This window comes from Candidatus Tisiphia endosymbiont of Thecophora atra, assembly GCF_964026395.1.
Lineage (GTDB): Bacteria > Pseudomonadota > Alphaproteobacteria > Rickettsiales > Rickettsiaceae > Tisiphia.
Window position 1 is genome coordinate 277151 of the sequence record NZ_OZ032145.1, and the last position, 23634, is coordinate 300784.

The window sequence follows — 23634 nt, forward strand, 5'->3', positions numbered from 1 at the left end:
CTTACTACTGCTACTCCTGAGGAGTCTACTACTACGACAGAGTCTGCTGTTACTACCATGAAGTCTACTGTTCCTACTACGACAAAGTCTGTTGTTACTACCGTGAAGTCTACTGTTCCTACTACGACAGAGTCTGCTGTTACTACCGTGAAGTCTACTGTTCCTGTTACGACAGAGTCTACTGTTACTACTGTGAAGTCTACTGTTCCTGCTACGAAGGAGTTTAGTACTACTAAGCAAGACACTACTACTATTGAGGAAGAGCTTACTACTGCTATTCCTGAGGAGTCTACTACTACGACAGAGTCTACTGTTACTACTGTGAAGTCTACTGCTTCTACTACGGATGAGTCTATTACTTCCTCCACTGAAGATATTACTGAGCAAGAGACTACTACTCCTATTATGGAGAAGTCTAGTACTACTACAAAGAGGGTTACTACTTCCTCCACTGAAGGTTCGACTACTACTGAGCAAGAGACTACTGTTCTTACTACGGATGGGTCTAGTACTACTACGACAAAGTCTACTGCTTCCTCTGCTGGAAATCCTACTACTGATTCTGCTACAGTATGGTCTAATCCTCAAAAAACTACTACTCTTAAGGAAGAACTTACTACTCCTAAGAAAAATCTTACTGAGAAATCAGAACCAATCGCTGCTGGTGTAGTTGCTGATTATACTACAGAAAAGCATACTCCTAAGGAATCAAATCCTAATAATCCTGCTAGTAGCACAATGTCAATAGGAGAAATCTTAGGTCTGATATCTTTTGCTGTAACTACTATAGGTGCTGTTGGAGGTACTGTTGGATGGGTTATCAAGAAGTTTTTTGGTGGAGTAAGCCATTTGGGCCATGAAGCATTAGCATTAGCTGAATTAGCATTAGTAGAACTAGACATAAACAATCATGAAGATGCATCTTTAATAGATGTGACAGTTAACGGTGATGTAGATGCCTAAAACTGGGGTAATTTAACCTCAATTCGATGTGACTCATCGCTTTAATAGCCCGGGGTCACCCCCACAACTGTTGAAAGTTAAAAAACCGTCATCGCGATGAGCTTTGTAAGCCCTAAACCGTCATTGCGAGGAGTCGCTGTAAGCGACGACGTGGCAATCTTGTGAAGAAGAGCTTACTTCATGAGATCGCCACTCATCTTCTAGACGAAAAAGTGCTTAAAACACCTAAAGAATCAGGTTTGCAGTGGTTTTGGCATGAAGTTTGTAGTCATGTAAATGATATTTTTTATTTGACAATGCTGGAATTTAGAGATATAATCTCTTTCATGTATATTACAACTGTTCCAAATAGAAATTCTCGTCCTGCAATATTGCTTCGTACCTCTTATCGCGAAGACGGGAAAGTATTAAATAAAACCATAGCTAATCTAACTAATTGGGATGAGTTACGTATTGAAGCTTTTAAGAAGATGCTTAAAGGTGAATTTGATGGTTTAGATGGTGTTCCTGAGGTTGGTGAAAGTTTTGGGACTATTTTTCTACTAAAAAGAATTGCTGATGAAATTGGTATTACTAAGGCTCTTGGTACTAGAAGCAAAGAAGCTTTATTGAGTCTATTTTTGGTTTTAGCACGCTTTGCTCACCAAGGGTCTAGACTTTCCAGCGTGAAATGGGCGAAATCGCATGCGATATCTGATGTATTATCTGTCGATTCATTTGATGAAAACCATTTATATCAGGCTCTAGAATGGTTAGAAGAGAACCAAGAAAAGATCGAATTAAAATTATTTAAAACTTATCAAAAGAAAAATAACAAGCCGCCTGTTATGCTTTTATATGACGTCACTTCCAGCTATTTCGAAGGAACAGAGAATGAACTTGCGGAATATGGGTACAATCGGGATAAAAAGAAGGGTAAAAAGCAAATAGTGATTGGTCTATTAACTGATGATCATGGCGAACCTTTGGCTGTTAGAGTTTTTAAGGGTAATAGTGCTGATCCTTCTACCATTTATGAGCAGATTGAGCTAGTAAAATCTAATTTTGGTATTAAGAATATCGTCTTTGTTGGTGATAAAGGAATGATTAAGAGGACAGGCAAAGAAGCCCTGAGCAAAGAAGGATGGGACTATATTACAACCTTAAGTAAAGTTGAGATTGAAAGCTTAAAGAAAAGCGGAGTTTTGCAATATAGTTTTTTTGAAGAACAGCTATGCGAAGTAACCAATAATGGCAAAAGATATATTTTAAGGAAAAATGGTTCTATAGCCCGAAAAGTTGAGTTTGATAGGAATAACCGAGTTGAAAAATTGGTTGCAAAGATTGAAGAACGTAATATATATGTATCAACCCATAAGAAAGCAAAGCTAGAACTTGGTTTAAATAATATTCAAAAAATTGCCAAAGAATGGCGGATAGATAAATTTATCAACCTAAAATTAGATGGCAACCAAATAGTGGTTGAAATTGATCAAGATAAGAAAAAAGAGTTGTTTGCTCTTGATGGTTGTTATGCGATTGAAACACAGATTGAAATTAAACTGATGAGTAAAGAATTGGTTGATAAAGCTTACCATAATTTACATGAAGTAGAATCGAATTTTAGCAGTATGAAGACAGGATTACTCGAAGTAAGACCGATCTTTTTAAGGAAAAGCAACAGAACGAAGGGACATGTATTTGTTTGTATGTTGGCATTAAAAATATGGCACTATATGAAAAATAAGTTGAAACAAGGTTGTGGCGTAACCAAGGATGGTAAATATAATGTGACCATTGAGGAAGCATTAAGAGAGCTGGATAAAGTATGTTTTTTATATTACACAATCAAGGGTTGCAAAGTTGCAAGATTACCAAAATTAAGCGAGTTTCAACAAAATTTATTCAATTTATTTGATTTAACGATGCCCCAAATGACAAAATCTGCAAAATGATAAAATAATGGTATGGACCTCCTGATATACAGAATGAAAAGCAGTGGCTAATCTTCTAAAGTTAATATTAAATATTAAAATAACAATCAGGAGGCTAAGATGGAAGTTACCACAATTGGTATAGATATTGCAAAAAGAATTTTCTAAATTCATGGTGTAGATAAAAATGGTAAGACGGTATTAAAGAAAAAATTAATGAGAGATCAAGTTTTAACATTTATGGCTAATTTACCAAAATGTTTGGTAGGGATGGAAGCTTGCGGCGGAGCTAGTTACTGGGCAAGAGAAATAACTAAATTGGGGCATACAGTAAAACTAATGGCAGCACAATTTGTCAAACCGTATGTTAAAACTAATAAAAATGATCAAGCTGATGCAGAAGCTATATGTGAAGCGGTAACAAGACCAAATATGAGGTTTGTACCAATTAGAACTGTAGAACAACAAGATATTTTATCAATTCATCGAGTAAGAGAGAGATTGGTAAAAAATCGTACTGCCCTTGCTAATGAAATTAGGGGTCTACTACATGAATTTGGTTTTATTATTCCTCAAGGGATCAATAAGGTTATGACAAAATTAACCGAGATTTTAGATGAAGGGAATTTAAGCCAGCTGGGTTATCAAACATTTAGTGAACTGAAAGAGGAATTTTTGGATAATGACAAAAAAATAAAAGAGATAGAAAAAAGATTAAAAATAATAGCTAGCAACTTAACTCAATATCAACGATTAACAGCTATACCTGGTCTTGGTTTAATTACTGCTACTGCTTTAATAGCATCAATAGGTAATGCTACAAGTTTTGAGAATGGTAGGCAATTATCGGCATGGTTTGGATTAGTGCCAAGGCAGCATTCCAGTGGAGGGAAAGATAAGTTGCTTGGAATTAGCAAGCGAGGTGATGTTTACTTGCGTACTTTATTGATCCAAGGAGCTAGAGCTGTACTAAATGCCAAGATAAGATTTACATCGGAAGAACAAAAATCTAAAAAAGATTTTAGCAAATTTACGCAGTGGATGTTTAATTTATCTGAGCGAAATGGACATAATAAAATAGTAGTTGCTGTAGCTAATAAACTGGCAAGAGTGGTGTTTGCAGTACTAAGGTCAGGGGATGATTATGTAGAGAGTAAAGTTTGTAGCACAAAGCTATTATAATTAACATAAAATAAATAGTGGTTTATTAATTAATAGGTAAACAAAGAATATGTAAGAGATTCCAACCCGGAATATGCGTGAGATAATAATATTGATGGTAAATAAGACAAACCTTAGCTTACAAAAAAACTGATGACTACAATGGCTCTTTGAAGCCGATAAAATGATAAGTATATAGTAAATTTGTAAGCCAGCGAATTCCATCAGGGCTGTAGGATAAATTACACATAATTTATTAACTATAAGCCGGATACATGTATGCATTTGCATTTTTGCTATTAGATGTTATTTTTTTCTTGCATTTTACAGGAGGTTCATACATGTAGTCAGTAACGAGAATTTAATTCTACACTCCACTCGTCGCATAATACTCACGTTCTATAGCATAATTTCTGCTCATATTTATCTCGAAGATGAGTCGCCACGGCGTACCGACGCCTCGTGATGACGATTTCTAACTTTCAACAGTTGTGAATGTTACTCCTGCGTAGGTAGGGGTGAGATCGTTTTTGGTTCTGTAAGTACCATATTAACGTTGGTGTTTTTGATCCACGCAATAGACTTCTTTCGAAACTCTACTTCTGCTGGTGATTTGTACGTCGATGCGGTACTCGAATCCTCACGTACATTAGAGTACGCTGCGGTTCTGCGTTCCGCGTCTCCTTCAAATCCCTCAGCATAAGCGAGTTTCGAAAGAAGTCTAATAAAGCCTTCCCACCTACGTAGGAATAACATCGATAGTAGCTAAATGTATGTTAAGTTACTATTTTTTTATTGACTTCCATTACGGATGCTCAGGTAATCTTACAGCACTCATTGAAATCGAGTCTTGGTAGCCGTGGGAAAGGGGCATCACCATCTTTGTAACCAATATTACATATGAAATTTACTTGATAAGTTGAATTGCTAAAGAAAGTACTATTTATAGCGTCTTTATTAAACCCCGACATAGGACCACAAGCTAATCCCTTACTTCTCGCAACAATCATCAAGTAAGCTGCTTGTAATGATGAGTTGCGAATTGCGGTATCTAGGGCAATCTGCTCAAAAGAAGCAAAATAATCTTTTATACTTGCATCATGAGGAAATAACTTGGGCATTAATTCATAAAACTTAGTATCAAAGGCAAAAATGGCTGTAACAGGTGCTGACTTAACTTTTTCAACGTTACTTGGAACTAAGCATCTGTACAATTTATCTTTTTCAGCTGAACTCTGAACAAAAACAATTCTCAAAGGACAGCAATTAGCTGAAGTAGGACCAAGTTTTGCCATATTATAAATTTCTTCAAGTAACGCTCTATCAACTGGCTTATCCAAAAATTTATAACAGGTTCTATCTGAAAATACTTCCTTAACATTTTTCATAGTAATACCCCTTAAATTTACCATTAATTCGATATAATACCATTTCCCAAAACTAAATTGCTACTCGGAGTACGAGTGTCAAGCACCGGATCGTACATACTAGTACGTGAGGAGCGGAGATCATGAAGTACGACGACGTGATGATTAGTTTTTGGAAATGGTATAACAAGTTATATCGAACTCTTGTTAACTTTCAGTGTTGTTCTCTTCTATAGTTTCATCTACTTTACTATCCTCTAGTTTAAACTCAAGCAAATTAATTGAACCTATATGTATACCATTATCAGAAAACTCAATATCAAATTTCACCTTTTCATAAGTTGCTAATTCATTATCATCTGTCTTAACTACTCCAAATAAAGAAGAATCAACAGCTTTCTCAATGATAGTTTTGACCATTTTTTTAGGTAATAACAAATTGTTAGGAATCAATTTATCGATGATATCATGGTAATTAGTCAATTCAAAAGATAATTTACCTTTTGGTAACTTACTATCAAAAAATTGTAAGAACCCTACCAAATCTACTTGGGCATTATCATCACAAGAAAAAACTAAACGATCGATATTTAAATTTTTGATAGAATTTGTATCTTTACCTTGGTTAGTAGCAATATTGATCAGTGTGGCTAAATCAAGCTGTGCTGTTTTGAAATTAAAAAAATCTTCCTCTGCAGAGTACAACAAACGTAATTGTAGAGCTATATTTTCACCGTCCTGAGATTTTGCCTTATTGATTAGAAAAACTAAATCAGCAATATTAAAAATTTCCTTATCTTCCTGAATGAAGGATAATAATTTATTGTTAACTTGCAGAAACTTTACGATAGATTTAAAACTATCTCCATGGGATAATTTATATATAGGTTTATTAAATTTAACTAGTGCTGTAATATATTCCTTGGACTGAACACTATACTCTATTAATTTACCATCAAAATTCTCTTGTTGTTTTATCCCTTGTCCTCCTAAAATCAATCTAGCCTTTTTAAAACTAAAATCAAACAAAAATGTCATTTCCTCAGTAGATATCTCTTTGGAATTAACATGATCGATAAATTTTATTTTTGGCTCAACTAAACGAATTTGAAAGCGAATAGGAAAGCCAGAAACTTTGATTTGGCTATAAGATATTTTAGTATTATCTGTCTCTGAATTCTTTATAGTATTTACTATATTGCTTTTGATAGTATAAGCAATGGCAAACCATATTATGGTGTAAATTAAACAAATAAAAAATAAAATTTTACGTATCACTCTATATACTCAATTATAAGTTAATATTACGGGTAGCAGATGGCAAGCGAACCCTTATACCGTCAAGTTCTTCGCTAACAATAATCTGACAACCAAGTCTTGAAGTATGGGTAAGACCAAACGCTAAGTCAAGCATATCTTCTTCTGCTTCAGAAGGATTTTTTAATTTGTGGTAAAATTCCTCATCTACAATAACATGGCAAGTGGCACATGCTAGTGATCCTTCGCATGCACCTTCAAGATCGATGTCATTTTGATGAGCAATTTCCAAAATAGACAATCCGAGAGGGGCATCCACTATTTTTTCTGTACCATCTTTGTCTATAATAAAAATTACTTTAGGCATTAATTATCATTCCTCTTTTTTAAAACAATCAGGTTATTTTATCAATATGCTTACCTTTCAGTAAGTCTAAAGTAGCACTATTTAATCTTTCATAAAAGAAATGCTCTGTTATAGTCTCAAAAATTTTGCTACATTCTATAATGTAATCACGATCATTTGAATCTATTGCTTCTTTCAGAGTGTTAATTGCAGTATCAATTTTTTCCATTTCATTCTTTGCAAGAATATTCGGCGTTTCTCTAATAGCATTTTCTATATTATAAATCAAAGATTTTGTATGAATAATTGTTTCTTGCAATAATTTCTTATTATGATCACTAGCAGCATTTTGATAAGCATTTTCTAGAATTTCGGTAATTTCACTTTCGTTTAAACCATAACTTGGTTTTAACGAAACAGCATGTGATATACCACTATTTTTTTCTAGAGCTGATACTGACAAGATACCATCTGCATCAATAGAAAATGTTACTTCTGCTCTTACTCCCCCTGCTTTCATTAGTGGTAATTTTAGTTCAAATTTTGCCAGTGATCTACAATCTTCTACCATTTCTCTCTCTCCCTGTACCACATGTAGCTTCATAGAAGTTTGGTTATCTACATAAGTGGTGAACTCCTTAGTAACCGATATCGGTATGGGGCTATTACGAAGAATGATTTTTTCAGTAATACCACCATTTAATTCGATACCGAGTGACAAAGGAACTACATCGATTAATAAGGAATTAACATTTGCCGAAGTTAGGTTCTCTGCCTGCAGGGCTGCTCCCCATACTACAGCTTTATCTGGGTTAATATCTGCAAAAATAGCAGCACCAAAGGTTTTCGCTAAACTTCTACTAATTAAGGGTATGCGAGTTGAACCACCAACAAGGATGATACCCGAAATATTAGGATTTCCTGCATGCTCTAGCGTATCTTTAGTAATAGATATTGTATGTTCTACCAATGGTAATATTAACTGCTCAAAATTCTCTATATCTAACTCCAATAGTGCCGCCTCCTCGTATATCATAGCAAATTTATTTTGACCACTAAGTGTTTCTTTAGCTTTTTTTGCTAATTTTATTAATTCGCTAGATTCTAGTAATTTATATTGATCACAAAAATACCTCATCACTAAATGGTCAATATCATCACCACCTAAAATATTATCTCCACCAGTGGCAATGACCTGAAATACGCCCGTTTGCATATTTAGAATTGATACATCAAAAGTACCACCTCCTAGGTCATACACTAAATAACACCCCCTACTATCTTTATTTAAACCATATGCATAAGCTGCTGCTGTTGGTTCTGCAATTAACCGTAATACCCTAAACCCTGCAATTTTTGCAGCCAGCATTACTTCTCCTCTAGCAGCATCGTTAAAATGTGCTGGCACGGTTATTACAGCTTTTTTGACTTCCGAATTCAATTTTTGAGTAGCCTGTTTCTTTAAGTACAAAAAGATTTGCCCAGCAACTTCTGGAATCGTCAGTAATTTTCCAGCAAACCTTATTCGTAAAATTTCACTATCTAAATCAATATAGTCTTTCACTAGAGTAAAAAGAACAGGGTTGTTGCGTATATCAGATAGTTTTTTACCAAAAAGTCTTTTAATAGAACGAAAATTGTCAATTATATTATCATTGCCCACAATAAAGTCTTTACCATGAAATGCTATAACTGATGGTATAAGTCCTCGGCCATGATCATCTATGATAATTTGTATTATTTGTTTATTTGATAAAGCAATCAATGAGTTGGTTGTACCAAAATCAATACCAACTGCTATATCCTTATCATGTGGGTTAGAAGAGCCAGCTTCGCTAATTTCTATTATTTGCATGACTTGATTTTTAGTTGAATATTATTAATTAAATTTTTAAGATATTTAAATTTTATGGTAATATCAAGAGCGTCTTGCATATTTTGATCTTGAAATGCAATAGTTAGAGATTCAATAAGTTTTTCTTTTTCAAGGATTTTGTTATTTAGCATATGCTCTAACTTAGTTAATTCTTGAGTAGTTTCAACAAGTTCTAATTCACTCCACACAACATTTAATTGTTCCTTTGAGATACCTTGCCTAACCGTTATTTCATCCAAGACTATATTGTTTAAAAGTAGAAGATACTCAGCTCGTGCTAAATCATCTTTAAGAATTGAATAAGCTTTATTTATATCAATAGAGATAGCCAAATTTTCTTGCCTCGCATTGTTAGTTTTAGCTCTATCTGGATGATATTTTGACTGTGCAGCAAAATATTGGCGATCCAATATATTTAAGTCAATATTATATTTTCGTTCTACATCTAATAACTCAAAATAACTGCTCATAATCACTTCTAGTAACGCGAATTTGGGATAAGAATTTGTCAACTCTTGAAATCATAGACAGTATAGCATAGTAAAGTATCAAATCTATTAAATCTTACGTATCCTTAAAAAGGCTGGTACAAATAACATGCTAAATAACGTAGTCAATAAAAAAAGTTGAGGCCAGTCCATATAATTTGCACAAATACCAGATAAAAAGGATAAAATAATCCGGACGAAGGAGCCAAAAGAAGATATAATTGAGTATTGTGTGGCTATCAATTCGCTACTACATAAACTAGAAAAATAAATAAGAATCGCTGTATTACCAAGCCCGCAACAAAAATTCTGTACAGTAATTGTTATAGTAAATATAAGCATATCATGACCTACCATAGATAAGAACACAAACATTAAGGGTGACAGTAATTGTAGACTACCACATATTAGGATGCTTCGGGATATTCCTATTTTTGCAGTTAAAATGCCGCTAATGACTCCTCCAGAGATCATTAGCATGAATCCATATGCTTTTGAAATAGAAGCAATTTCTTGAGAGGTAAAAGACAAGTCAATAAACACTGGCGAACTCATTGCCATAGGAATTGAGTCGCTTGCTTTATATAGAAAGACAAACAGTATAATGAACATCCAATTTGGATGATTTCGTTTTAACAATAGTAAGCTATCACCAATGACTTGAAAATATTGTGCAGGTGAAATTAAATCAGTAGAGATGTGTTGAGTTTTTTTTGTAATAGGTTCTTGCATATATAAGGTTATTATAGGTGCAGCCATTGTTATAAGAAAGATACATAGATATACAAAGTACCAATTAAAGAGGCAAGATAAATATAATGCCCCTGTACTATTAATAAGTATTCCTATGCGAAAACCAGTTGAATTAAAAGTTGTAGCAATTGAGAGATCTTCTTTTTTTACAGTCCGTTCTATACGGTATGCATCTAAAACAACATCTTGAGTTGCTGCACAACAGGAAATAATAAAAATTAAAATTGCGGTAATAATTATGTTAACAGGGGGATCTATAATTAAAAATCCACTAATAGTGACTAATAAACATGCTTGGGTAACTAGTGTCCATCCACGACGTTGACCAAATTTTCGACATATAACAGGTATAGAATATTTATCAATAAACGGTGCCCATATTGGTTTTAAGCAATATGGAATAGATGTTAGAAACATTGCACCAATAATATCAGTTGAATATCCCGCCTGTGATAATTGGTAATGAATAGTAAATGATACTAAAGAAAAATTTACCCCTGCAACTATTCCTAGCAAGAATAAACAAATAAAATAAGAACGTGTATGATTAGTTAGCATATTCAGGAGTGATATCCATCTTTTCAAACAATTATCTAGACATTACACCCCAATTCGGGATAAGAATTAGTTAATTCTTATCCCGAATTCGCGTATTACGTATATTTATTTAGTAATACAGCTTTTTTAATAATTTCATATAGTTAATATGCTAACCTCATGCAGGGCAGTTTAAAAATCCCAACTAATGATAGAAAATACTAAATTATAGAAATAAATAGTTGTCATCGCGAGCCACAAAGTGGCGTGGTGATCCAAATAAACAGCTCGCTGTTTTATTTTTTGCCACTGCAACTTTTGGATTGCCACGTCGCCGCTTTGCGGCTCCTCGCTAATAGACATTTATGCATTTTAAAAAACAAACTTTTCTATCATTAGTTAGGACTTTTAAACTGCCCTGCCAAAATATTTGCAAAATTGACTTGCAATAATGCTTAAAAATATTATACTTACGTTTATTAGCAACGTGGCTTTGGTATGCCTAGTTTTTGCTAGACTGATCTTAAAATACCAAATAAAGGAATTATAATGCCTAAATTAAAAACAAAATCAGCGGTAAAAAAGCGCTTTAAGCTTACTGCTACTGGCAAAGTCTGTGCCACTCAAGCTGGAAAAAAGCACTTTATGCGACGTCGTACAAAATCTCAGCTTCGTAACCTTAGAGGAACAACAATTCTCTGCGATCAAGATGCAAAGAACTTGAAAAAATTCTTTCTTCCATATGGAATTTAATAATTTAAATAAGGAAATAGGTGAGATATGTCACGAGTAAAATCAGGAAAAGTTTCAAAAAATCGTCATAAAAAAATTCTCAAACTTGCTAAAGGTTATAGGGGAAGATCGAATAATTGCTTTAGGGTAGCAATTGAAAAAGTTGAAAAAGCTCTACAATATGCTTATAGAGATCGTAGAAATCGTAAGCGTGATTTTAGAGGGCTTTGGATACAAAGAATCAATGCAGCAGTACGCGAGCATGATTTAGTATATTCACAGTTTATGGGTGGGCTGAAAAAAGCTGCCATAGATATCGATCGCAAGGTGCTAGCTGAATTGGCAGTTAACAACCCACAAGGTTTTGCAGATATAGTGGTGCAGGTAAAGACTCATCTGCAATAGACTTATTATACCATTTCCGAAAATTAATCATCACGTCGTCGTACTTCATGATCTCCGCTCCTCACTGTACGCGAAGGTAGCCGACACTCGTACTCCGAGTAGCAATTTAATTTTGGGAAATGGTATTAAACCTCTTGGATCATTCTACTTTTGCTGGTAATTTGGGCGTTGGGATTAGACTCAAATCCTCACGTATATTTGTTATACTGCTTGCGGGTTAAGGTTTCGGCTCTCCTGCAAATTCCGCAGAAGAGGATTCTGTAATAGGTCTATTGTTGCGTGCAATTTAGAAATACAACTTAGAAGTAGTTTTGTCATCAAAGTAATGATAGTGTTGTGAACGGATTCTTTGTGGTAATTTTGTCGTCAAAATTTGCTTCCGTTTCTTACATACATCTGCGTACTGCTTGCGGTATTCAGCTACATTTTCCCTAAAAATTCCTCAAAAATTATTCAGTTTAATTGGCAACTGGAGATAGTAATTTATTGCATGTATCTTTGTACATTTAGTATAATCTTACTTATTAATTCATTCTTAAATTTTATTAGCAATATAAAAATAATAATTTTATGATTAAAAAACTTTTATATACTTTTTTGATTCTTATAATTGCTTCTACTATTTCTAGTTGTGGTCGGAATCTTGCGGCAAATACATATACTAGTGATTCAACATTAAATATTGTATTGGAAGGAAAGCTTCTTGCCAAAAGAGATATCAAAATCACGGAGGATGAAAGACTTGGTGATAATGCAGTTGGTGGTCTAACTGGTGCTGTCGCTGGTGGGGCGGTTGCTGCTAGCGGAACTAATAACGCGGCTATAATTGTTGGTGGTGCTATTGTTGGAGGTGTTACTGGTGCAATAATGCAATCTGCTTTGGGGGCATCAAAAGGTACAGAATATATCGTACAGGTTAATAGATCGAATTTGAAAGACGATTATTACGAAGGTAGCAGACTTCTAAGAAATGCTATAGCAGCCGTACGTGCAACAGGTATTATCACCATTGTGCAGGCTAGAGAAGATAAAACTAATCCTGTGATAAATGAGGGGCAAGATGTTCTAGTTATTCTTTCTGAGAAGAGATCTAGACTCATTCCAGCTACATATAAAAATTAATAAAAATACATAGTTAATGGTCAGAATTTTCTTTATAATTTTACTGTTTTTTTCTACATCGGCTTGTACTAAGACGACTTTTGTTAGATCTGCACCTGATTATTCGCAATCACTAACTAAGTCCAGAATTGTTTTGCTTTTACCACCAATAGTTGAAGTAAATCAAATTGATGCTTTTAACAAAAAAACGAGAGTTTATAGTTATGAGGATCGCCTTGAAGAAAATATTGTAGATACATTCATAACCAAAATGCAGGACAAAGGGTATAATATTAAACTTTTCTCTAGAACAGAAATTGGTACTAACAAACTGTCAAAATACGTCGTTGACATTAAGGATAATTTTGATGAAACTCTAAATATACTCTATGCTAGTGGAGCTTGGAAAGAGGATGCGGCATATTCTATTGATGAAAAAATTTCTTCTGCAGTTGATCTTGGTGAGAAAGCTGGAGCTGATTTACTAGTTGTAATGAATTTCTATGCGGAGAGTAAAACATCTGGTGCAGTAACTAAGGATTTTTGTACAGAGATTTTGAAGGGATGTATAACTGGTAGAGTCAATTTAGACCCATCAGAATTTTCGCGAGTTAGATTAGCTATTCTTGATGTACCAACTGGTAGGGTACTATGGACACACTCGGTAGGACTGTCTAGTGATATGATTGACACCACTATTGCTAGTTTTTCTGATAATGACAAAGTGGATAAGAAAAATCTTTCTATATTGTTTAATTCAGCACTTGCAGATCTTCCTGATGCGAAATAGGTTTGTTATACCTTCTTATATTCATCCACAGATGGCTGGTTGAATGGATCGATTTTTAGGTGATTTGCAATTAGGATAGTACTCAACATTACGTGAATAATTTGATCTACAATTACCTGTTCATCGATATGTACAAAATTCTCTAGCATCACTGGTCGTTTGACTTGACCTAATGCATTATATATATTATTAGCATGAGCAGCTAGAGCTATTTCAATATCTGAGCTTGCTTTGTTAGTAATAACTTGATAAAATTTATCATCCGGACCTTCTAAATAAAGCTGCAATTGACTGTGTTGATCAAATGTTCCTTTTGCTATTATAGGAGTTATACCAAAACCATTCTTACCAAGTGATTCAGCTATAATTTGTTGTTGCCATCTACATAGACCATCTAATTGATAACAATAATTAAACATAACTAACATATGTCTATTTAAAGAATATTGATTAAGGTAATACTCCGCTATCTCACAAATATTAAATCCATCAAGAATAATATCTGATATTTTTTTTGAAGCAGCTAGTACGACTTTATGTACATCAACTCCTGCAACTGCGGTTGGGAGCAAAGATGCATTAGAAATTACGCCAAATCTTCCACTACGAATGTTATCATGTTCTAGACAATTTGTACCAAAAGACTCTGCTAAATTACGTAATAAATTATTACTAAACGGTACTATTACATAAATATTTTGAGGGGGAACGTGTAAAACTTCTAAAACATACTTAGTTAATAAATAGGTTTCATTTGTGTTCCCAGATTTACTCAATGAGAAAAAGACGGCTTTACTTAAATCAACTAATGCCAGTTTCTCATCAATTTCCAACTGATCTAAACTATCAAGATATATTAGCCTTTTAGTAGCTACTGCCTTTATACTTAATAATGCTCTAACATTTAGAGAAGATGCACCAAAACCTATAACTACCACAATATCATATTTTAAAGCAAGCCGAGCTGCGAGATCCTTTATGGCATCTTGCTTAATCAGATCAAACCTTAGAAAATCATATTTATTAGCTTTAATCTGTAAAATAAGATCGTTATATACCTTGCTAAGCATTTAATCTCCAGTCCTGCTAATTCAGATTATCATAATTTAAATAAGTTGCCTATACCACTACGCATTAGGCTTTTGGGATTCATATTGCTTGCCTTTTTCATGAAACCACTTATTTGTTTAAATTGCTTCAATAGGCTATTCACTTTTTGGACTGATGTTCCAGAGCCTTCAGCGATACGTTTTCGACGTGAGGCATTTAGCAAATCTGGGTTTTTTCGTTCTTTTTGGGTCATAGATAAAATTATTGCTTCTTGGTGGTCTATTAATTTGCCACTTAATTTCGATTGATCGATTTTATCGATAATTTTATTAATACCAGGCAACATACTCATCATACTGCTGAATCCACCTAGTTTCTTTATACTCCTCATTTGCGTTAGATAATCTTCCAAATCAAAATTACCCTTTTTAAGTCTAGCAGCCGCTCTTTCTGCCTCTTGATTGTCTATTATGCTTGCTGCTTTTTCAACGAAGGAGATGATATCTCCCATATCTAATATTCTTGAAGCTATGCGTTCTGGGTCAAATAATTCTAGAGTTGTCAATTTCTCGCCAGCGCTTAAGAACTTAATAGGTTTCTTGGTAACATGTTTAATGCTTAGAGCCGCCCCACCTTTGGCATCGCCATCAATACAGGATAAAATTACGCCGGTAATCCCTAATTTTTGATCAAAATTGCTGGCTATAAGCACCGAATCTTGCCCAGTCATTGCATCAACCACCAAAATTATCTCTTTTGGATCTATTAAATTTTTTATATTTGATGCTTCTTTCATCATTTCATCATCGATTTGCGACCTACCTGCTGTATCATAAATAACGACGTCATAGGCAGATAATTTTGACTCGTGTAAAGCTCTTTTCGTAATATCTATAGGAGTATGGTTGGGGACAATAGTTAAACAATCTACCCCTATAGATTTACCAAGGATAGTTAACTGTTCTTGAGCACCTGGTCTATAAATATCAAGAGAGACTAAAAGTACCTTTTTATTTTGATTTTTTAGCCTAAGTGCTAATTTGGCACTTGCTGTAGTTTTTCCACTGCCTTGTAGACCAACCATTAAAATATTTACCGGCGGTTCAGATTTAAGCTGTAAACTACTTTCATCTAGAGACGAGGATAATATATTGATTAACTCATTATGGACAATCTTTACTATCATCTGCCCTGGGGCTACTGATTTTATGACTTCCTGCCCTGTAGCTTTTAATGTTACTTCAGCAATAAAATCCTTAACTACCGGTAGTGCAACATCTGCTTCAAGAAGGGCAATCCTAATATCACGCATAGTATCGTTTATTTGGGATTCCGATAAAGTACCACTTCTTTTGATACGATCAAAAATTTTCGTTAGATTTTGAGTTAATGTTTGAAACATAAAATGTAATAAATTACTTGAATTCACCGCATTGTAGCATATTTACTAATAATCACTAAGCATATTAGCAAAAAAAATAGTAATTAATTTGTGAAATAAAATTTTCAGATTCTATTGAGAACTAGTGATATTGTTACAACCAAGAATTTATTATTTCAATTTTCTATATTATTTTCTCTTGCTATCAATAAACCAAATCAGCAATATATTTACTAAAAAATAGATATATAAAATATAATGGTAAAAAAGAATAGCTATATTTTGGCAACTGGCAATGAAACGGATTATAGGCTTAGTATTCTGAATAAAATATATGGTAAATATACTAATATTCTATTAGACAGGTTAGAACTTCGCCCTAGTATGAAAGTAGCGATTATTGGTTGTGGATCGGGGGAGTCTATTGATGTAATATATCAGAAAATTGGACAAGATGGCAAACTATTATGCCTAGATATAAGCCAGAAACAGATAGAGCTTACTAAAAGTAAGTTAAGTAGTAAAAACATCGATATTGTTGAATACCAAGTTGCAGATATACAAGATTATCAGGGTAATGAGCAATATGATCTCGTATATTGTAGGTTTGTACTCATACATCTAACACATCCTCAAAAAGCCTTAAATAATATGTTAAGTTTATTAAAGCTAGGTGGAACTATTGCATGTGAAGAGCATGATTATAAAGCTATATTTAATTATCCATATGCTCGTTCAATAGAACAATATAAAGAATTATTACATAAAATTGAAAAAAGACTTAGTGTAGATTATTCTTATGGTATAAAGCTATTTAATACTTTGTGTAGTCTTCAATTAACAGATGTAAAATTTGATTTTTATCAACCAGTTTTTAATGGGGCTGAAGAAAAATTATTATTAAAATTATCTCTGTTAGAAGAAAAAGAACATTTTATTAAGCATAAGTTGATCGATAATTTAGAAATAGAAAAGATGCTAAAAGAAATGGATCAGATTATTCAAGATAAGACGGTTATACAAAGTGCAGGTGGGGTGTTTCAATCTTGGGGGAGAAAACTCCAATGAGTAGTATAATTTACTCCCTCATAAATATATTTCAATGAACGCAAATGCAAGGCAAATAATGTTAAAATATCAGCAAGAACAAAGAAGCTTAACTAGAGAACAAAAAGAAGCGGTAGGATTGCTGTCCATTGGCACATTTTTAGAATTTTTTGATTTTATGCTTTACGTACACATGGCTACATTCCTTAATGAGATATTTTTCCCAAAAACAGATCCTAGTACTGCCACTTTGCTCGCAGCAGCTGCTTTTTGTTCATCATATGTGCTTAGACCTATAGGAGCATTAATATTTGGATATATAGGAGACAATATAGGGCGTAAATCAACTTTCATTATAACTACTTGTATTATGGCTGCCTGTTGCTTCACTATGGCTAATCTCCCAACTTACGCTCAATGGGGTTATACTGCTTCTGTATGTATGGTTATATGTCGTGTTATGCAGGGGCTCTCTTCTATTGGGGAAATAGTTGGTGCGGAGGTTTACGTCACAGAAATGACGAAACCGCCTGCTCAATATCCCGCTGTAGCAACTATTGAAGTAATGGGGCTTTTAGGCACAACAATTGCCTTAATTGTTGCAAGTTTTGCAACTTTAGGAAATGTAAATTGGCGGATAGCTTTTTGGTTTGGAACAATAATAGCCATAATTGGAGGAACTGCTAGAAGAATTTTAATAGAAACTCCGGAATTTGCTGATGCAAAACTTCAGTTAAAAAGGGTATTTGAAAAAGCTAATATGGATATTAAAAAATTAAATAATAACCCCATTGTTAATGAAAAGGTGAATAAGAAAACAGCCTTTGCTTATTTCTTATTAGATTGCTCTTGGCCATTAAATTTCTACATTGCGTATTTTTTTTGTGGTACTATTCTAAAAAATTCTTTCTGTTTTAGTACAGAACAAGTGATTCATCAAAATTTAATGCTCTCAATAATACAAATTTTTCCTTGGTGCATGTTAGCTTGGCTAAGTTACAAAATACATCCATTAAAATTACTAAAAGTAAAGTTATTTATTTTTTTACCTTTTATATTTATTTTTCCATTTTTACTGAAAAATGTCACCAACTCATTTAATATGTTATTAATTCAGAGTTTTATTGTTGTCTTTTCTCCAACTACTATACCAGCTGTTCCTATCATTCTTAAAGCCCTTCCTATCTTTAAACGTTTTACATGTAGCGGTTTAATATATGCTTTTTCTCGGGCTGGTGTCTTTATTGTTTGTTCTTTTGGATTAATTTATTTAACAACATATTTTGGCTATCCAGGATTATTATTTATTATGATCCCAGTAAGTATTGGTTATATATTTGGGCTACTTCATTTTGAGAAGTTGTCTCGGGAAACTGAAAATCATCTTTAACCATAATTTTCCATTGTTTCAATAAAGGATGTTTAATAGATAAATGTTGACAGCATAGTTCAATAATTTGTTTTGTTATTGTTGGTATTTCTAAATGTATAGCTAAAGTTACAAAATGTATTACCGTCTCTTCTATAATCTTCTTAATTTTTTCAGGAGATTTTACACCAACAGTTTCTAAATTATGAATCCGATCAAAAATTTTAATCAATGCTACATTATATTTTTTTTGTTGAATTAATAAATCTAATGTTTCCGCCGAGCTAATCTTGCCACTAGGTTTAACCCTAGTCAAATCTTCTACTTGACTAGCCACCTTGCTGCCAAAAATATAGGCAATCATGGGTTCGGTCAGTTGTGTATCTTCAATGGTATCGTGCAGTAATGCGGTAACAATCATGTCAGTTCTAAACAATCGTGGAATTTCTAGGGCTGTGTACTGGGCTACCATATATGCCACCTCTATTGGGTGTGAGTAATATGGCTCGCCGGACTGCCTCATTTGACTACCATGATATTTTTTAGCATAGTAGATGCCTTTTTTGACTTCATACATGTCTATTGGTTGCTTTACTTTTTCATTTAGCGAAATTAACTCATTAAGCAACCTCTCAGCATATGCACAATACTGGTATTTTGAATTATCCCAATAGTTATTAACATCTTCCATAAAAACCATAATATTTTAATTCTAAAGTCATTTTAAACTAAAATTTCGACTGTTTAAAGCATTTACTATTTTTTATTTTTAAAAAGATGCAATATCTTCTAATCTTGTTGTATAAATTACAGCATAGTACCATTTTTTATGCTGCTGCTGTTAAGAGGTCTTCCGAGCGTCTATTAGCGAGGAGTCGCGAAAAAGCGGCGACGCGGCAATCTAGGATACGCACAACTGTTGAAAGTTAAAAAACCGTCATTGCGAGGCGTCGATAGACGCCGTGGCGATCTCATGAAGTAAGCTCTTCTTCACAAGATTGCCACGTCGTCGCTTACAGCGACTCCTCGCAATGACGGTTTTTTAACTTTCAACAGTTGTGCTAGGATACGCGAAGCGTTACAAAAAAACAGCTTCGCTGTTTACCTAGAGCATCTAAAGAGCCTTGCTATGATGATATAGAAAAATGTAGGTACTATGGGTGCAGGGACACCCTAGGTTATTAAACCGATGTCTTACATAAATACTTGAGGTTATGTTATATCTTAAATATTGCTTTAGTTAGCTCATCATAGCTCTTTAACCTAACCAATATAGGTTCTAAATCATCCAGCTTGATCATACAAGGTCCGTCACTTGGGGCATTATTTGGGTCTTGGTGAACTTCCATAAAAACACCTGCTAATCCGACGCTAACAGCTGCCCTTGCTAATATTTCAACATATTTTCTTTCGCCACCACTACTGTTGCCTATGCCACCTGGTTGCTGAACTGAATGGGTGGCATCAAAAATTACAGGAGTCTTAGTTTCTGCCATAATTGGCAAACTACGCATATCTGATACTAGTGTGTTGTAACCAAAACATGCACCCCGTTCGGTAAGCATGATATTCTTTGCACCAAACGCTTCAAGTTTAGCATACACATTCTTCATATCCCAAGGGGCAAGAAACTGACCTTTTTTAACATTAACAACCTTATTAGTCATAGCTGCAGCATGCAGCAAATCTGTTTGTCTACATAAGAAGGCAGGGATTTGGATTATATCAACAATTTCAGCAACTTTAGCACACTGATTCTCTGTATGAACGTCAGTAAGAATAGGGCAGTTAAAGTATGTTTTTACTTTAGACAAAATTTCCATCCCTTTCTCAAGACCGCTACCCCGGATACCATTTATTGAAGTTCTATTGGCTTTATCGAATGACGATTTATAGATAAAGGGTATGTTAAGTTTAGCAGTAAGGGTCACAAGCTTGTCAGCCATAAATAATGCATGATCTAGATTTTCTATTTGACAAGGTCCAGCAATAAACACAAATGGTAGGGTATTACCAATTTTGATATTATGTAAATCAATTATTTTTTGCATAACTTAGTCCTTAAATTTTACTTGGCAATTGGCAAGCTAGACTCTTCTTGTTTATCGTCAACTTGCTCAATTTTCTTAATTATCCCAAGGTTTTTCTTAGAAGACAGATTGGCAAGAATAATAGCATTAATTATAAACAAGGTGGCAAGCACTACCGTGGTTTTAGTCAAGAAATTAGCTACAGTTCTGCCTGTTACAACACCCATATTACCACTACCACCGCTCATACCACTTAACCCATCATTGCCAGTCTTTTGCATCAGAATTACGATAATTAGCAGTATTGCTATTACAATATGAACAAAAAGTAATATATTCATCATTTTTTAAAAAACCTATAATTTAATATTTGAACTAAAATTTGATAATCAAGTGAAGATTTGCCAATCATAACCCCATCAATATTCTGTATACTTAATATTTTTTCTATATTACCTAAATTTACAGATCCACCATACACTAAGCTAACATTATTTGCAACTTGGCTTTGCTGAAGAAAATAATTGAGGACATCAAATATCTCTATTAATTCTTCTTGGTTAGGAATAATCCCTGTTCCTATAGTCCAAATCGGCTCATACGCTATTATCACATCTATCCCCTCCCCTATTGTATCATTTGGCAGGGATTCCACTAATTGTTTTAATAAAAAATTTTTATAATTATTATTTCTTCGTGTAGCTAGGTCTTCTCCGATACAAATAATAGGGCTAATCTTGGCGTTTAAGCAATTCTCTGCTTTTTGTTTGATTAATTCATTGGATTCTTGAAAGAGACTTCTACGTTCACTATGACCAACAATAGCGTAATTAATACCACTTAGTTTCAGTAGCAGGCTTGAATATTCTCCCGTATAACTTCCTTGTCCTTCAAATTGACTGACATTTTGTCCACAAAACTCTATAGATTTGAATTTATCAGATAAATAAGCAAGATATGGAGCAGGAGGAGCTATAATAAATTTGTTGTTATGTTGCTGCTCTGTCAGCCTAGCACAAAATTTAAATGCATCATCTAAACTTATATGCATTTTCCAGTTAGCAATAATAAGTTTTTTCATAAAAATCGCTTGCAGATATTAGTGTACAGAACTATTGTAGTATACTACAAAAACTTGAAGAGAAAAATTTATATTTATGTTAAATAATATTAGAAACGCTGCTGATAGTTTTGTAATGCGTGTTTTACTTGGAATGATTGCCTTTGCATTTGTTGGATGGGGAATTAAAGATGTATTACAGACTAGCAATAATTTTGATTTGATTACATTTTCTGATACAAAAACTATTAGCGAAGAAGATTTTCTAAAAGCAAAAGCTGAACAAATTCGTGTTATTCAAAAACAAACTGGAACACATCTTAGTGAAGAAGATATAAAGCAGTTGAATATTGATAGTTTTATTATTAAAAAACTTATCAATAATCGCATCATGAACTATTTAGTACACTATTATAATCTAGATATAACTGATGATACTGTGATTCAGTTTATTAAAGAATCTGCTGATTTTAAGAATGAGCAAGGTCTATTTGACATAGCACTCTTTAAAGGTTTTTTAAAAAATTCTTATATTAATGAGGAGGACTATGTATCTGACGTTAAAGAACATACCTTAAAGAATACTCTAATTAGTATTTTTATAGAATCATTTCAAACACCAAAAATAATGGTCAAAAATATCGTAGACTATATGGCCGAAACAAGAGATGTTGACCTTGTGCAAATTGACCTAAAAGCTCAACCTAAAGGGGCGTTTATGACTTATGCAACTCCGGCTGAGTTAGAAGAGCTATACAAGCAAAACCAAGAGTTATTTGAAATACCGGAAAAACGTAGCTTGTCTTATGTAAAAATATCAAATGAAGTGTTAGGTAAGCAAATTCATAATAGCGATGAAGAATTATTGAAATTTTATCAGGATAACCAAGAAGAATTTGCTAATAAAAAATTTAGCGAGGTACGAAAACAGGTTAATGAATTATTGCAACAACAAAAAATAGAAGAGCTGAAGCTATTGTTAGCAAAAAATCTAGAAGATGATGTGGCAGCTGGTTCAAGTTTAACAGAAATTGCTGGAAAATATGAATTACCAATACAGAATTTAGATTCTGTAAGTTATAAGGATTTAACTAATAATATACAAGATGAATTTCAAGAGTTGGCTAAGCCTGCGAGTGGCGATCGAACGAAACGTAGTAAAACCGTTGTTCCTACGCGAAGTCCCATCGTGCCACAACGCCAACAGCTGAAAGGTGGATTGTATATTGATCTTGGTCAAAATGCTGACAGTATTTTTGATCTTGCAGAAGGAGAATTATCATATCCAATGGAGCTAACTGATAAAGGAGCTTTTATATTGGTTGAGATTAAATCTATTCAGCCAAGTAAACTACAAGAGTTCTCAGCAGTCAAGGATCAAGTATACGAACTATGGTATAAGCAATATATTAGAAAGATAAATTTAGGAAACATAGAGAGTCTTGCTAAAGAATATAAACCTGGTAAAAGTAAAAAACCTCTAGACATTACTACCAACCAAGCTACAGTTTTTTCTAGGTATGAAGTTCATAATAATCAGCAATTACCAGCAGAATTACTATCAGCAATTTTTAATACTAACATTGATTCCAATACTCCAGTTTTTCAGTCAAAAGATAAGGCGTATTTTGCTTATGTAAAATCAAAAAGAATTGATAAGACGAAAAGGCAAGAAATTCAGAAAAAAAATGAAGTAGATATTGCAGTAGCCATAAGAAACAATGTTATTGATGAGCTGATTAGCTATGCCATTAAGAAAAATAAAATGAAACAAAAGAGTATGTGATTTATATTGTATGTTATCATTCACCTTACGTATAGCATTTAAAAATTGCAGAAAAGTACAAGAGTCTATTAGCAAGACTACGTAGTGCCAAGTGATGCACACAAAATTAGTAAGATGTATACAACTTTTAGTTAAACGTCATTGCGAGGAGCCACTTTGTGGCGACGCGGCAATCCAAATTACTTATTATATTTTTTGTAGATTGCTTCGTCGCCACAAAGT

At 33.7% G+C, this 23634-nt stretch carries 22 protein-coding genes; 10 read left to right on the top strand and 12 right to left on the bottom strand.

Annotated features, from left to right (window positions below):
• The first annotated feature begins 57 nt into the window (after positions 1-57).
• From AAGD45_RS01305 to AAGD45_RS01315, 3 genes are all read left to right on the top strand, one after another.
• Positions 58-963: a hypothetical protein gene (locus AAGD45_RS01305; RefSeq protein WP_341761663.1), complete on the top strand. Its 906-nt coding sequence runs from the start codon at positions 58-60 to the stop codon at positions 961-963.
• A gap of 212 nt (positions 964-1175) precedes the next feature.
• Complete coding sequence (locus tag AAGD45_RS01310; protein WP_341760804.1) at positions 1176-2897, top strand: IS1634 family transposase; 1722 nt, start codon at positions 1176-1178, stop codon at positions 2895-2897.
• Between the two features lie 147 nt (positions 2898-3044).
• Positions 3045-4058: an IS110 family transposase gene (locus AAGD45_RS01315; RefSeq protein ID WP_341762176.1), complete on the top strand. Its 1014-nt coding sequence runs from the start codon at positions 3045-3047 to the stop codon at positions 4056-4058.
• 794 nt (positions 4059-4852) lie between these two features.
• Here the strand turns inward: AAGD45_RS01315 and AAGD45_RS01325 are convergent.
• From AAGD45_RS01325 to AAGD45_RS01350, 6 genes are all read right to left on the bottom strand, one after another.
• On the bottom strand, positions 4853-5425 hold the full coding sequence (locus tag AAGD45_RS01325; protein WP_341761665.1) for a malonic semialdehyde reductase: 573 nt from the start codon (positions 5423-5425) through the stop codon (positions 4853-4855).
• Between the two features lie 186 nt (positions 5426-5611).
• Entirely contained in the window at positions 5612-6682 is a 1071-nt protein-coding gene (locus tag AAGD45_RS01330; protein ID WP_341761666.1) for a hypothetical protein, read from the bottom strand.
• Positions 6683-6695: 13 nt separating this feature from the next.
• Positions 6696-7028 carry a ferredoxin family 2Fe-2S iron-sulfur cluster binding protein gene (locus AAGD45_RS01335; protein WP_341751628.1) on the bottom strand — a complete coding sequence of 111 codons (333 nt, stop codon included), beginning with the start codon at positions 7026-7028 and terminating at the stop codon, positions 6696-6698.
• A 28-nt stretch (positions 7029-7056) separates the two neighbouring features.
• Complete coding sequence (gene hscA, locus AAGD45_RS01340) at positions 7057-8862, bottom strand: Fe-S protein assembly chaperone HscA (protein ID WP_341761667.1); 1806 nt, start codon at positions 8860-8862, stop codon at positions 7057-7059.
• Positions 8853-9353: a Fe-S protein assembly co-chaperone HscB gene (gene hscB, locus AAGD45_RS01345; protein WP_341761668.1), complete on the bottom strand. Its 501-nt coding sequence runs from the start codon at positions 9351-9353 to the stop codon at positions 8853-8855. Before hscB ends, hscA begins: the two co-directional genes overlap by 10 nt.
• An 87-nt stretch (positions 9354-9440) precedes the next feature.
• Complete coding sequence (locus AAGD45_RS01350; protein WP_341761669.1) at positions 9441-10682, bottom strand: MFS transporter; 1242 nt, start codon at positions 10680-10682, stop codon at positions 9441-9443.
• Positions 10683-11210: 528 nt separating this feature from the next.
• On the opposite strand from AAGD45_RS01350, the gene rpmI reads away from it, so the two are divergent.
• The 4 genes from rpmI to AAGD45_RS01370 all read left to right on the top strand — a co-directional run bounded on the left by rpmI (position 11211) and on the right by AAGD45_RS01370 (position 13689).
• Positions 11211-11414, top strand: coding sequence for a 50S ribosomal protein L35 (gene rpmI, locus AAGD45_RS01355; protein ID WP_341747956.1), 204 nt, complete (start codon positions 11211-11213; stop codon positions 11412-11414).
• Between the two features lie 27 nt (positions 11415-11441).
• A complete protein-coding gene (gene rplT / locus AAGD45_RS01360) occupies positions 11442-11798 on the top strand; it encodes a 50S ribosomal protein L20 (RefSeq protein WP_341747957.1) in 357 nt (118 codons plus the stop codon).
• A 570-nt stretch (positions 11799-12368) separates the two neighbouring features.
• A complete protein-coding gene (locus AAGD45_RS01365; protein ID WP_341761670.1) occupies positions 12369-12920 on the top strand; it encodes a hypothetical protein in 552 nt (183 codons plus the stop codon).
• A 133-nt stretch (positions 12921-13053) separates the two neighbouring features.
• On the top strand, positions 13054-13689 hold the full coding sequence (locus AAGD45_RS01370) for a hypothetical protein (protein WP_341761671.1): 636 nt from the start codon (positions 13054-13056) through the stop codon (positions 13687-13689).
• Between the two features lie 5 nt (positions 13690-13694).
• Here the strand turns inward: AAGD45_RS01370 and AAGD45_RS01375 are convergent, their stop codons facing one another.
• On the bottom strand, positions 13695-14759 hold the full coding sequence (locus AAGD45_RS01375) for a hypothetical protein (RefSeq protein ID WP_341761672.1): 1065 nt from the start codon (positions 14757-14759) through the stop codon (positions 13695-13697).
• 29 nt (positions 14760-14788) lie between these two features.
• Positions 14789-16141: a signal recognition particle protein gene (ffh, locus tag AAGD45_RS01380; protein ID WP_341761673.1), complete on the bottom strand. Its 1353-nt coding sequence runs from the start codon at positions 16139-16141 to the stop codon at positions 14789-14791.
• Positions 16142-16378: 237 nt separating this feature from the next.
• Between ffh and AAGD45_RS01385 the strand changes: the two genes are divergently transcribed.
• Positions 16379-17188: a class I SAM-dependent methyltransferase gene (locus AAGD45_RS01385; protein WP_341761674.1), complete on the top strand. Its 810-nt coding sequence runs from the start codon at positions 16379-16381 to the stop codon at positions 17186-17188.
• 34 nt (positions 17189-17222) lie between these two features.
• On the top strand, positions 17223-18557 hold the full coding sequence (locus AAGD45_RS01390) for an MFS transporter (protein WP_341761675.1): 1335 nt from the start codon (positions 17223-17225) through the stop codon (positions 18555-18557).
• On the opposite strand, the gene AAGD45_RS01395 is transcribed toward AAGD45_RS01390, so the two are convergent.
• The 4 genes from AAGD45_RS01395 to AAGD45_RS01410 form a co-directional block, all read right to left on the bottom strand.
• Positions 18475-19227, bottom strand: coding sequence for an HD domain-containing protein (locus AAGD45_RS01395; RefSeq protein ID WP_341761676.1), 753 nt, complete (start codon positions 19225-19227; stop codon positions 18475-18477). The genes AAGD45_RS01390 and AAGD45_RS01395 overlap by 83 nt on opposite strands.
• 526 nt (positions 19228-19753) lie before the next feature.
• Positions 19754-20587, bottom strand: coding sequence for a 3-deoxy-8-phosphooctulonate synthase (gene kdsA, locus AAGD45_RS01400; RefSeq protein ID WP_341761677.1), 834 nt, complete (start codon positions 20585-20587; stop codon positions 19754-19756).
• A 17-nt stretch (positions 20588-20604) separates the two neighbouring features.
• Entirely contained in the window at positions 20605-20910 is a 306-nt protein-coding gene (gene secG / locus AAGD45_RS01405; protein ID WP_341755495.1) for a preprotein translocase subunit SecG, read from the bottom strand.
• On the bottom strand, positions 20907-21647 hold the full coding sequence (locus tag AAGD45_RS01410) for a triose-phosphate isomerase family protein (RefSeq protein WP_341761678.1): 741 nt from the start codon (positions 21645-21647) through the stop codon (positions 20907-20909). Before AAGD45_RS01410 ends, secG begins: the two co-directional genes overlap by 4 nt.
• 76 nt (positions 21648-21723) lie before the next feature.
• Between AAGD45_RS01410 and AAGD45_RS01415 the strand changes: the two genes are divergently transcribed.
• The gene (locus AAGD45_RS01415) at positions 21724-23412 is read left to right on the top strand and encodes a peptidylprolyl isomerase (RefSeq protein ID WP_341761679.1); all 1689 of its coding nucleotides are present in this window, start codon (positions 21724-21726) and stop codon (positions 23410-23412) included.
• The last annotated feature ends 222 nt before the right edge of the window (positions 23413-23634 follow it).